At 67.2% G+C, this 11,829-nt stretch carries 12 protein-coding genes; 4 read left to right on the top strand and 8 right to left on the bottom strand.

The window, feature by feature from the left end:
- Positions 1–9 precede the first annotated feature (9 nt).
- Positions 10–537: a tRNA-specific adenosine deaminase gene (locus H289_RS0125450; protein ID WP_231388124.1), complete on the bottom strand. Its 528-nt coding sequence runs from the start codon at positions 535–537 to the stop codon at positions 10–12.
- A 116-nt stretch (positions 538–653) separates the two neighbouring features.
- Here H289_RS0125450 and H289_RS0125445 point away from each other — a divergent pair, with 116 nt between their 5' ends.
- Complete coding sequence (locus tag H289_RS0125445; RefSeq protein ID WP_036421488.1) at positions 654–1,205, top strand: nucleotidyltransferase family protein; 552 nt, start codon at positions 654–656, stop codon at positions 1,203–1,205.
- Here H289_RS0125445 and H289_RS31365 read toward each other — a convergent pair.
- Genes H289_RS31365 through pucL form a run of 6 tightly spaced genes read right to left on the bottom strand, consistent with a single transcriptional unit; the run spans position 1,148 to position 9,190 of the window.
- Entirely contained in the window at positions 1,148–2,287 is a 1,140-nt protein-coding gene (locus H289_RS31365; RefSeq protein ID WP_020103674.1) for an XdhC family protein, read from the bottom strand. The two genes, H289_RS0125445 and H289_RS31365, sit on opposite strands and share 58 nt — an antisense overlap.
- Positions 2,288–2,289: 2 nt before the next feature.
- Positions 2,290–2,772: a nucleoside deaminase gene (locus tag H289_RS0125435; RefSeq protein ID WP_020103673.1), complete on the bottom strand. Its 483-nt coding sequence runs from the start codon at positions 2,770–2,772 to the stop codon at positions 2,290–2,292.
- Positions 2,769–5,507, bottom strand: a complete 2,739-nt coding sequence (locus H289_RS0125430) for a molybdopterin-dependent oxidoreductase (RefSeq protein WP_020103672.1) — start codon at positions 5,505–5,507, stop codon at positions 2,769–2,771. The genes H289_RS0125435 and H289_RS0125430 overlap by 4 nt, the downstream gene beginning before the upstream one ends.
- A 34-nt stretch (positions 5,508–5,541) precedes the next feature.
- Positions 5,542–7,467 (bottom strand): 2-oxo-4-hydroxy-4-carboxy-5-ureidoimidazoline decarboxylase, encoded by a 1,926-nt coding sequence (gene uraD, locus H289_RS0125425; protein WP_020103671.1) that lies wholly within the window; start codon positions 7,465–7,467, stop codon positions 5,542–5,544.
- Positions 7,457–8,284 (bottom strand): FAD binding domain-containing protein, encoded by an 828-nt coding sequence (locus H289_RS0125420; protein WP_020103670.1) that lies wholly within the window; start codon positions 8,282–8,284, stop codon positions 7,457–7,459. Before H289_RS0125420 ends, uraD (H289_RS0125425) begins: the two co-directional genes overlap by 11 nt.
- Before the next feature lie 3 nt (positions 8,285–8,287).
- Positions 8,288–9,190: a factor-independent urate hydroxylase gene (pucL, locus tag H289_RS0125415; RefSeq protein ID WP_020103669.1), complete on the bottom strand. Its 903-nt coding sequence runs from the start codon at positions 9,188–9,190 to the stop codon at positions 8,288–8,290.
- Positions 9,191–9,391: 201 nt separating this feature from the next.
- On the opposite strand from pucL, the gene uraD (H289_RS0125410) reads away from it, so the two are divergent.
- Genes uraD (H289_RS0125410) through H289_RS31360 form a run of 3 tightly spaced genes read left to right on the top strand, consistent with a single transcriptional unit; the run spans position 9,392 to position 11,069 of the window.
- A complete protein-coding gene (gene uraD / locus H289_RS0125410; RefSeq protein WP_020103668.1) occupies positions 9,392–9,880 on the top strand; it encodes a 2-oxo-4-hydroxy-4-carboxy-5-ureidoimidazoline decarboxylase in 489 nt (162 codons plus the stop codon).
- The gene (gene uraH, locus H289_RS0125405) at positions 9,877–10,206 is read left to right on the top strand and encodes a hydroxyisourate hydrolase (protein ID WP_020103667.1); all 330 of its coding nucleotides are present in this window, start codon (positions 9,877–9,879) and stop codon (positions 10,204–10,206) included. Before uraD (H289_RS0125410) ends, uraH begins: the two co-directional genes overlap by 4 nt.
- Positions 10,206–11,069 carry a MurR/RpiR family transcriptional regulator gene (locus H289_RS31360; RefSeq protein WP_051128597.1) on the top strand — a complete coding sequence of 288 codons (864 nt, stop codon included), beginning with the start codon at positions 10,206–10,208 and terminating at the stop codon, positions 11,067–11,069. Before uraH ends, H289_RS31360 begins: the two co-directional genes overlap by 1 nt.
- On the opposite strand, the gene H289_RS0125395 is transcribed toward H289_RS31360, so the two are convergent.
- Positions 10,999–11,784 (bottom strand): 3'(2'),5'-bisphosphate nucleotidase CysQ, encoded by a 786-nt coding sequence (locus H289_RS0125395; protein ID WP_020103665.1) that lies wholly within the window; start codon positions 11,782–11,784, stop codon positions 10,999–11,001. The genes H289_RS31360 and H289_RS0125395 overlap by 71 nt on opposite strands.
- Positions 11,785–11,829 lie beyond the last annotated feature (45 nt).

Below are 11,829 nucleotides of genomic sequence, written 5' to 3'. Positions count from 1 at the left end.
TAGCCGTCGTCAACTCAGTGGAATGCCGCTGCCCGGCTTCGACTCCTGATACTGCTCCGAGAGTTCTTGATACCGCCGTGCAATCCGCGCGATGCGATCGTGCAGGTCGCCGCGGCGCGGTTCCGGCTCTTCGTCGGCAAGATCGCGAATCCCGTGAGCGGTCCAGAACGCGTTGGTTCGTCGATAGCCGCCCGGATCCAGCCCGAACAGCTCTTTCAGGATTCGCAGATCATGCGGAATCGCGAAGCTGTCGCGCGAATCCTCGTGGCTGAACAGGTAGTAGTAGTTGTCGAAACCGGCCCAGGTGATCGCCGACATGCACAGGGTGCAGGGCTCGTGCGTGCTCAGGAACAGCAGGTCACGCGTCGCCGGGCGGTCTGCGATCTCGTAGAACTGGTTGAGCGTGCTGATCTCGCCGTGAAAAAGCGGATTACGCGTTTCCGCGTTGGTCCCCGCCAGCACCAACGACAGATCCGATTTGCGCAGCAGCGCAGCCCCGAAGACCTTGTTGCCCGCGGCAACGCCCTGCGCGGTCAACGGAAGGATGTCGGACTCGATCACGTCGAGCAGTCTCGGGACGAGCTCCATGTGAATACTCCTCATCGGTGGTTTTCGGAGCGGATGGTTACGCCTGGGCCGGTATCGTCCGCACGGTGAGGCCGCCTGATCAACCCCGAGTCGCCGGGCTGTTGTTGGCCGCGGGCGCGGGCCGCCGGTTCGGCATGCCGAAAGCCTTGGTACCCGGGGCAATTGAACGCGCCGTCGACGTGTTGTTCTCGGGTGGCTGCGCCTCTGTCGCCGTCGTTCTCGGCGCCGAACACGAACGCGCCGCGGCGCTCGTGCCCGACACGGCGACGACCATCGTGGCGACGGATTGGGAGGAAGGCATCGCGGCATCGCTGCGCGCGGGACTCGCGGCGATCGATGGTGAGGCCGCGCTGATTCATCTCGTGGATCTGCCGGATGTCGGGCCGGCCGTCGTCGCGCGCTTGTGTGCTCTGGCAGATCGCGACCGGCTCGCCAGGGCGACCTACTCCGGCACGCCCGGGCATCCCGTCGTGATCGGCCGCAGTCACTGGGACCGGGTCAGTGCGAGTGCTCGCGGCGACCGCGGCGCTCAGGAATACCTGAACAGCGTTGGCGTGCTTCATGTTCCCTGCGAGGACCTGGCGACGGGTGCAGACACGGACACACCGGCCCGCTGATGAACATCGCCGTCGCGGTCACGCAGCGGAAGGCCTGTGCCGCCTTCACGCCGGCTGATGATCTCCGCCATGATCGCGATCGCGATCTCCTCGGGAGTTCGGCCGCCCAGATCCAGTCCGATCGGAGAGGACAGCCGGGCCAGTTGACTGTCGTCGATCCCCCGCTCGCGCAGCCGTGCCACCCGGTCGTCATGGGTTCTGCGCGAGCCCATCGCGCCGACGAAACCGATCTCGGGCACCGCCAGGGCCACCTCGAGTAGCGGCACGTCGAAGCGGTCGTCGTGCGTCAGGACGCAGATCGCGGTGCGGGCATCGATCAGCCCGGCATCGACCTGTTGTCTGAGGTAGCGATCGGGCCAGTCCACGACAACGTCGTCGGCCATCGGGAACCGGTCTTTCGTGGCGAACACCGCTCGCGCATCGCACACCGTCACGCGGTAACCGGTGAATGCGGCCGCATGCGCGACAGCGGCGACGAAGTCGGTCGCGCCGAAGACGATCATCCGCGGTTTGGGCGTCAGTACGCGCGCGAAGACGACGTCGCCGTCGGGGCCGGTCAGCGTCTGACTGCTGGTCAACGCGTCCGCGGCGCGCACCACGGCGTCGTCCAGCGAGCCGACGCCGAGGCTGCCCTTCACCGACCGATCGGCGATCACCAGGTGGGCACCGCTGCGCGGCGGAGCCGGCCCAGTAGAGCTGACGAGCGTGGCCAGCACAGCAGTCTGGCCCCGGTCGGCGACCTTTGCCGCGAACTCGAGCTCCGCGACGTTCGACGGGCCGACGCGCTCGACGAAGACGTCGATGGTTCCACCGCACAACAGACCGACAGCGAACACCGACTCCTGACCGGCGCCGTAGCTGACGAGCCTCGGTTCGCCCGAGGCCAGCACCTCCAGCGCCAGCTCGTACACCGCGCTCTCCACGCAACCACCGCTGATGGAGCCGACGACGCAGCCGTCGCCCGTCACGAGCATCGACGTACCCGGGCCGCGCGGCGTGGATCCACCGGCCGCGACCACCGTGCACAGCGCCACCGACTCACCGAGCCGGGTGCGGGCCAACAGATCCTCGATGACGTCCATGGTCAGTACTGAACCCGGTTGCTGTTGCCGATCCACGTCTCGAACGGCAGGAATGACCGGTCCAGGCGGTGCTGCTGGACGGGGACATCCCAGTGCGCCCGCGGCTTGTCGAACAGTTCGTAGAAAGCCCGGTCGTCGAATCCGCCGACGGCCGCGTCATGGCGGTCCGCCGCGAACACGATGCGATCGACCCGGGCCCATAAGGCCGCGGACAGGCACAGCGGGCAGGGTTCGCACGACGAGTAGAGCGTGTGCCCCGCAAGGCTGAAGTTCCCGACCCGCTCGCAAGCGGCCCGGATCGCCATGACCTCGGCGTGTGCGGTCGGATCGAGGTTCTGCGTCACCCGGTTCTGGCCGGTGGAGACCAGCTCGCCGGCGCCGACAACCACCGCACCGAACGGCCCGCCGCCGGCTTCGACATTGGCCGTTGCCAGGTCGATCGCGACGCCGAGCCACTTCGGATCGGTACCCGTGAAAGCGTTCATTGTGGTGTTCCTTCCTGCGCCAGCCGCCAGACCCGGTCCCTCGACATGGGGAGTTCGTATGGACGCACACCGAGGGCGCGACGAATCGCGTTGGCCAGGGCGGGCGCCACGGGGTTGTACGGGGATTCGCTCATCGATTTCGCGCCGTACGGACCGAGGTCGTCGGCGGTCTCGGCGAACAGCACGGTCGTCTCCGGAATGTCGGCCATCTGGGGCACCCGGTACAGGCGGAATGTGGGCGTCGATACCCGGCCCGATTCGTCGATCATGATCTCTTCGTAGAGCGCCGATCCGATGCCCTGGGCGACGCCGCCTTCGACCTGCCCCCGGCATTGCGCCGGATTGACGACGGTGCCCGCGTCGGCGGCGTGCACCGACTGCAGAATCTTGACCGTCCCGGTCTCGGTATCGACCGCGACCCGGAATCCCTGCACGTTGAACGCGATCGAACGCAGGTCACCCGTTTCGGCACCCGTCGTCTGGATGCCGTCGCCCACCCGATACTGCGCCGGCGCGGCCGCGATGATGTCGCCGAATCGCACCAACCCGCTCGAGGTCTGCACCCCGTGTTCGCCCAGCACGCCGACTTCGCCGGTCAGCTGAAAGGCCGTGTCCAGGATCAGCTCTCGCATGCTCGACGCCGCGGCGTACAACGCCTTGCCCGCGACCGTGGTCCCCGCCGAGGCGAAGGCCCCCGTGTCGTAGTCGGCGGCATCGGTATCGCCGTTGCGCAGCGTGATCCGCTCCGGTGTGGTGGCCAGCGCGGTGGCGGCGATCTGCGTGTGGACCGTCGAGGTTCCGTTGCCGAATTCCACGGTCCCGATGCCGACCTCGTAGCCGCCGCTCGGGGTGAGCCGAACGTTGACCGAGGAGAAATGGCCCCGCGGAGCCATGGTGGCGATCGCCGACAATGCGATGCCCTCCCCTGTCCGCCACTGAGCTCCCGCCGGGGCACTCTCGCCGTCGACACCGGCCAGGGCCCGCTCGACGAGGTCGAGGCACTGGTCGAGCCCGTAGCTGCCGTAGACCAGGTCTGGTTCGGGTTCGGGATGCGCGATCAACAAGTCGTCGCCTTCGCGCACCATGTTCGTGCGACGAATGGTGAACGGGTCGATGCCCAGCTGCAGCGCCAGCTCATCGAGTGCGCTCTCGATGGCGAAGATCACCTGACCGAGCCCATACCCGCGGAACGCGCCCGACGGCGGGTTGTTGGTGTAGACGGCCTCGGCGTCGACCCGCTTGACGGGGCATCGATAGACCGAAATCGACTCCGCGCAGCCGTGGAACATGACGCCCGGCGAGTGGTTTCCGTAGGCGCCGCCGTCGCTCAGCACGGCCAGCTTCATCGCCGTCAACGTGCCGTCGGAGCGGGCGCCGAGGGTCACGTCGACACGCATGGGATGGCGATAGGCGGTCGCGGTGAGCTCATCGGTCCGCGACATCTCGTACGCGACCGGCCGCCCGGTACGCAACACGGCGACCGCGACGAGGTCTTCGGTGAACATCTCCTGCTTGCCGCCGAAACCGCCTCCGACACGCGCGGTGTACACGCGCAGCCGGTCCTCGGGCAGACCGAGCAGGTAAGAGAGTTCCTTGCGAACCAGAAACGGAACCTGTGAGCTGGTGCGCAGGGTGAGCCGGCCGTCGTCGTCCAACCAGCCGATGGTGCCGTGGGCCTCCAGCTGCGCGTGCGTAACCCGCGCGGTCCGCCACGTACCGCCGACCGTGACATCCGCGTTCGCCAGGGCCTCGTCGATGTCGCCGCCGAAACCGTCGTGCATCGCCGCGATCACGTTGCGCGACGCGTCGGCGACGCCATCCTCGAGCGTCCGGTCCGGATGCAACAGCGGCGCGCCCGCCGACCTCGCGGCCTCCGGATCGAACACCGCGGGCAGCAGCTCGTACTCGACCACGATGCGCCGTGCCGCGTCCTGCGCGGCCGCAGGCGTGTCGGCGACCACCGCCGCAACCCGTTGACCGATGAAACGGACAACCGGGTCGAACACGAGGGTGTCGTCCGGGTCGTCGGTCCGGATCTCGTGGCGCGCAGTGGAAAAGCGCGGCGTCTCGACGTTGCGGTGCGTGAGGATCACTTCGACACCGGGCACCTGCTCGGCGGCCGCGGTATCGATCGCCAGGATGCGGGCGTGCGCATGAGGTGACCGCAGCACCGCGAGATGCAGCAGCCCGGGCACGTCGATGTCGAAGGTGAAGGGCTCGCACCCGGTGACGATGCGTCGGCCGGCGGGCGGCCGCAATGACTGTCCGATGGCCGGACCCGCAACGGCCACGCCGTCGCCACTGCCCGTGACGGCCGCATGGATCGCTTCGCGAATCGGACGGTAACCCGTGCAACGACACAGGTTGCCCTTCATCCGGCGGTCGAGATCACCGAGGTCGTCCGGCTTCAGGGTGGACGCGGTGACGATCATTCCGGCGGTGCAGAAGCCGCACTGAAAGGCGAAGTTATCGCAGAACGCGCGCTGCACCGGATGCAGCTCGTCGCCGTCGGCGAGCCCGGCAACCGTGGTGACGGCGCGGCCGCCGGCCCGGGCGGCGGGGAAAATGCAGGAGTGCACCGGCACGCCGTCGAGGATGACCGCACACGCTCCGCAGTCGCCGGCGTCGCATCCTCGCTTGACGTCGAGGTGCCCGGTTTCCCGGAGCAGGGTGCGCAAGCACTGCCCCGGGCGAGCATCGGCTTCGACGGTCGTGCCGTTGACATCAAATCTCATACGCCCGCCATTACGCGGTGCCGCCGGACGGTCGTCATCGCGCGATTCGCAGGCGTCGGGCAGAGGCAATGGGATTCGCGTCGGCCACCAGGTCGTCGAATCGCCACGCCGCGATCCGCGAGATCTCACTGAGCGCCGCCATGTGCTCAACCTGCGGGGAATTGTCCAGGCGCCGCCAGCCGAGGGTCAGGATGTGCTCGCGCCTTTCCAGATCCCGAAGGCAGATGATGAGGGGGAAGCCGAATTTGGCTTCGTAGGCCGCCGACAGCTCGCTGAATTCCTCGGCTTCCTCCTCGGTGAGACCGTCGAGACCCAGGTAGGCCAGATCGACTTTCGACACGTTGTGTTCCTGGGTCTGGGCGAGGTCCGGATACGCCTGCATCAACTCCATCTGCTCGGCGGGGGTGGCCGCGAGCAGCGCCGTCTGGACGGCGCCACGCAGTGCGCGGGTGTCGGCGAACGGCCGTTGCGCGAACGCGCGCTCGACCGGCCAGGCGAGGCCCTGATAGAGGACCGAGAACGTCTTGACGAACTCCTCCTGCGTCATCTTGTTGACGGCATCGAGTCCGACTTCGCCGGTCCGTGGCGTGCCCGCAACCATCGGGCCGCGGTTCGGCCCGATGTGGAAGAACACGATGTTCAGGACGATCGCGGCAAGGGCGCCCAGCGTGATCCCTGAGCCACAGATGATCTGGGCCCACGCGGGAAAACTGAATTTCAACAGCGGTTGGGCGGTGACGAGCATGCCGAGGCCGAGTGCGGTGCCGACGATCACCGCGTTGCGGTGGTCGTTGAAGTCGACCTTCGACAGGGTCTGGATGCCCACCACAGCCACCGTGGCGAACAGCGCCAGCGACGCCCCGCCGAGCACCGAATGCGGGATCGCGGCCACGACGGCCGCAGCCTTGGGGAGATAGCCCAGCACGATCATGATGACCCCCGCGGTGGCGACCACCCAGCGGCTCTTGACCTGCGTCAAGCGAACGAGCCCGACGTTCTCCGCGAAGCACGTGTACGGGAACGAGTTGAGGACGCCGCCGATCGTGGTCGCCATGCCGTCGGCGCGCAGTGCTCTGGCAATGTCGCCCGCGCCCACGCGCTTACCCACGATCTCGGCGGTCGCGAAGACATCACCCGTGGTTTCCACCGCGGTGATGATCATGACGACGATCATCGAGATGATCGCGGTGGCGCTGAATGTGGGCCAGCCGAAATAGAACGGCGTGGTCACGCCGAGCCAGTGGGACGTACCTACCGCACTGAAATCGACATCCCCGAGCACTGCGGCAACCGCAGTGCCGAGGACCAGCCCGGCCAGCACGGCGATCGTCGCGAGGAAACCGCGGAAGAGGCGTTGCATCACGATGATGATCAGCAGCGTGCCCGCGGCATACGCGAGATCCTTCAGCGCCACATCCGTTTTCATCGCCTCGGTGGTCGTGCCACCGACGATGTCGTTGGCCGCGACGGGCAGGAGCGCGATCCCGATGATCGTGATGACCGATCCGGTCACGACCGGCGGGAAGAAGCGCAGCAGCTTAGAGAAGTACGGCGCCATGAAGAAGGTGAAGAGCCCGGCGACGATCACCGACCCGTACACCGACAGCAGACCGGGAACGCCTGACAGGCCGCCGGCTGTGCCGATCGCGATCATCGGGCTGACCGCCGCGAAGGTCACCCCCTGGATCAACGGGAGTTTGACGCCCACTTTCCAGAAGCCGACGGACTGGATGATCGTCGCGATGCCACACGTGAACAGGTCGGCATTGATGAGGTGGATCGTCTGCTCGGGCGACAGCTTCAGGGCGCCGGCGACGATGATCGGAACCAGCACCGCGCCGGCATAGAACGCCAGCACGTGCTGCATCCCGTAAACCGCGAGCTTGGGAATCGGCAACACTTCGTCGACGGGATGCACGGCCTTGCGCGCGACGTCGGCTCGGTCCGTCTCAATCGGCATGGCCCACCTCCAGGCGAGAAGAAATTTCTGAGCGAATGTCCACAGCGAGCACCGCGCTGACGGCCCGGCGCCAATCCGCGGACCCGAGTGGGTCGGTGTAGTAACCGGATGCGGCCAGGACGTCGGACCGGAGAGCTTCGGCGTCGGGCAGCTCCGGATAGCGAAAGACGGTGGGCGCGAGCGTCGCAGCCGTGACGGTGAAGACCGCCGATCCGTCGTCGTCGCGGCGGCCGCTGACGACGGCACCGGAGCGTCCGTACTCTGCCAGCGCGATGGTGCGCAGTGCCGCCGTGGACCGCAGCGCCCGCTCGGGCAGGTGCAAGGCCCGCAGCACCTCGCCGTGCGCCAGCGAGTTGGTCCCGTTGCCGGTGACCAGATCCGCGACCGGCTCCCATCGGGTCTGGCCGTCAGGAGTCCAGATCTCGGCCACGCCGTCGAGCGCGACGGCAAGCGACACCATCGATGCGGCCGCGAACGACCGGCAGATGTTGCCTCCGACAGTGGCGATGTTCCAGATCTTGAACGAGGCGAGTAGCGCGTTGGCGCAGTCGCCGAAGAGCTGCTGGGCCGGCCACTCGGCGCGGCGCGGATAGTGCACGAGTTCGGCGATGGTGCAGGTGGCGGCGATGCGCAGTCCGTCGCCGGTGCGCTCGATGGGGCACCAGTCCATGGTCGTGAGGTCGACGACACCGGTGAGCTCGGCCTGCGGTTCGGAGAACGTCCACGTCCCCCCGGCGACGAAAGATTCGCCGTCGGCAAGGCGCAGGTCGTCGCGTGTTCGCGCGAATCGATACCGGCTGATGGTGTGCAGGTCCATGGCTCAGCAGAAACCTGGAATCGTGGCCCACGCCTCCGGCACCTGATCCGCGCCTTCGCGGGTGATGGTGGCCTGGATCAAGCCGTACGGCCGGTCGGCGGCGTAGAAGACCTCGTTCGGGTTCTCCAGACCGAACGGGCTGAGGTCGACGACGAAGTGGTGCTTGTTGGGACATGACAACTTCACTTCGGCGACCACGTCGAACTTCTCGAGGATCGCCTTGCCGATCTCGAACAGCGTCTGTTGCAACGCGAGTGAGTGGACGCCGGCGAACGTGGCGAGCACGACCTCGGTGATGGCCTCGTGCAGCGCGTTGAAGTCGAGGTCGGTGTCAGTGCTCAGGTAGCGCCACCAGGCGGTGATGGACGTGGCCATGATGCGGTCGTCCGTCTCGACGAGCGTGGTGTATTGGTCGCGGGGGAAGCCGTGGAACTCCGATCCGGTCGACTTGAGCACGACGCAGTCCTTGATGCCGGACACCACCCACGTCGTGTCGCCGGCCATCTGGACGACCGTCGTCCTGACGAACTTGCCGGCCCGCACAAACGAGTGGTCGTGCGGCTTGCCGTCGACGATGATTCGCTCCCACGCGTATTCCTCTGCCTCCCAACGGCCTCCGGTGACCCACTCGAAATCACCGACGAAGTGCCGGCCCAGGGCGATCAGGAAATTCTCGGGCGACTTGACGCCCACTTCTTTCGCGTAGGCGTACACGGTGTTCTTCTGCGTGTCGGTCGCGACGACGTGCGAGTTGTCACCCGCGTAGTGGCATGCGCTGAAATCGCCCCGCAACTGCGAGGTGACGTTCAGATCGATGATGCGATGTACGGGGGTGTCCCGGACGATGCGCACGAGGCGGTTCTCCGCCTTGCCGTACTGATTCGACCCGAGGACGATGTCACCCACTGCCACGATTTCCCCTGACGCACGTTGAACGGCTTACCGCTGCAACGTACGTTTCAGTTTTTGTTGTGGCGTCACCATTTCGTTTCAACCGTGTGACGGTGTTTCCGCCTCACGGACGACCGGAATGGCCTGGACCTGGACGTAAACGGATCGTAACAATCTCGTCAGGGCGAATCTTTGCTGCAACGCTAGATTCAGTCCATGGATCTTCAGACCTTCAACGCTGCGTTGCCTGAGGAAGCCGAAGAGGTGCTGCGTCCCTGCGCCGATATTGCGTCCTGGCTCAGCGCGGTTGTCGCCGCGCGGCCTTTTGCGACCATCGGTGAACTCGAGTCGACGGCCGCGCGCGCCGCCGCCGACTGGAGCGTCGACAACCTGGACCAGGCACTGGCACAGCACCCGCGCATCGGTGAACGAGCCGACGGAACGTCGGTCGAGTCTGGCCTCTCGCGCGGCGAACAGCCGGCCATGCCCGACGAGCTTGCGACAACGATGGCCAGGGCCAACGCGGACTATGAAGCGAAGTTCGGGCGCATCTTCCTCATCCGCGCGAAGGGCCGCAGCGCTGCCGACATCTATGACGCCCTGCGGTATCGGCTGTCACTCGACCGCGAGGAGGAAGCCGCCATCGCCATCGGCCAGCTTCGTGAGATCGCACTGCTCCGCCTGGCAGAAAGGGTGACGCCATGACATCGCCGGCCACGCAGACATCCCTGTCCACTCATGTGCTCGACGCCGCCCGCGGGAAACCCGCCGCGGATCTCGAGGTCGTCCTGAGCCGAACGAACGAGCAGGTGGCGACCGCGCACACCGACGAAGACGGCCGAATTCGTTGGGACGTCCCACTGAATCCCGGTGACTACCTACTGCATTTCGCGACGGGCGCCTGGTTCGCGAGTGCCGGTCGGGAGACGTTCTACCCCGCCGTCGACGTGCACGTCACGGTCGGAGCGGGCCATACGCACGTCGCGCTGTTGCTCAGCCCGTTCGCATACACCACCTACAGGGGCAGCTGATGCGCGCGGACGAGCCGGACTCGCTGGAGGCGAGAATCGCGAATTGCTATGCGTCCCTTAGCCCGCAGGAACGCCGCGCTGCCGATGTGCTGCTCGCGCATGCGGGCGATGCCGGTACCTATCGCGCCAGCGAACTCGCCACCATGGCCGACGTCTCGAAGGCGACGTTCTCGCGGCTGGTGCGCGCCCTGGAATTCAGCAACTTCGACGCCATGCGTGAGCACCTGCGTGCCCTGCGGCGATCAGGTGTGCCCGTCGCCATCGAGCGCGCGCCCGACGTCAGCGCCATCATCTCGCAGGACATCGCGAACCTGCACGCCATGCACGCGCTGCTGGATGAGGCGGTGGTCGAGGCTGTCGCAGAGAAGATCGCCACTTCCCGTCGCGTCGCCGTCTGCGGCTACCGGAGCAGCCTGGCCGCGGCAACCGTGCTGAGGCTGAACCTCGCACAAATCCGGCCCGATACCTGGTTGGCCCCCAGTTCGGGTCAGTCCGTCGCCGAGGACATCGCGGACTTCGATGAGCGGGACCTCGTCATCGCGATGTCGTTCCGGCGCCACGGCCGGTGGGCCAGAGAACTCGTCGACTGGGCTTCCGACTCGCGAATTCCGTTGGCGCTCTTCGCCGATGACCAACTGCGTGCGCTCGCGCCACGCTCCACGTGGTGGCTCGAATGCCCCAACGTCTCCCCCGGCGCGTTCGACAGCCACGCTGCGGTGATGAGCCTCGTTGCCGTCCTGTCCGATCGCGTCCTGGCCCTCACGCCCGACGGGGCGCAGCGCATCGACCGCGTCAACTCGGTCCACGAGACACTTGGCGCACCGCCTCGAGCAACGAATCGGCGAACTCCGGGCGGCACATGACGAAGTCCGGCAGGTACGGATCGGGCCGGTTGTACCGCAGCGGCGAGCCGTCCAGGCGCGACGCGAACAGCCCCGCCGCCTGCACCACGCCGGCCGGTGCCGCCGAATCCCATTCCCACTGCCCGCCGGCGTGCACGTAGGCGTCGACGTCGCCGCGCACCACAGCCATGGCCTTGGCGCCAGCCGAGCCGATGCCGACGAGCTCCATGTCGAGCACATCGCGCAGCCACCAGACGATGGCCGGCGGCCGGTAGGTACTGGTGGCGACGCGAATGGGGCCGGGACGACGCGGCGGCGGTCCGGTCACCGTGTCGGTGCGGTGCACCTCGCCGTGCGCGGGTAGCGCGACAGCCGCGTCGGTAATGGACCCGTGCGGGGTGCCGTCGCGCTGCCACAGCGCGATGTGGACGGCCCAGTCCGGCCGGCCCCGCCCGAACTCGCGGGTGCCGTCGACCGGGTCGACGATCCACACCCGGTCCGAGCGGAGCCGGACGAGGTCGTCGGCGGCCTCCTCCGACAGGATGGCGTCGTCGGGGCGCGCCGTGCGCAGCCGGTCGAGAATCAGCGTGTTGGCGTGCCGGTCGCCTGCCGCGCCGAGGGTGTACGGATCGTGGGAGCCGAGCCGGTCGCGGACCGACAGCAGGAACTCCCCTGCCTCCTGCGCGACCTCGGCGGCCAGCGTGACATCACTGCGCTCGCTGTCCGCCATGCCCATGAGTATCGCCGAGGGCAAGGTCACAGCCGAAATCGCCTATTCACA

Source organism: Mycobacterium sp. 360MFTsu5.1, assembly GCF_000383495.1.
GTDB lineage: Bacteria > Actinomycetota > Actinomycetes > Mycobacteriales > Mycobacteriaceae > Mycobacterium > Mycobacterium mucogenicum_B.
The sequence above is the reverse complement of the archived record's forward strand: the minus strand, read 5'-3'. Positions and strand labels throughout refer to the sequence as shown.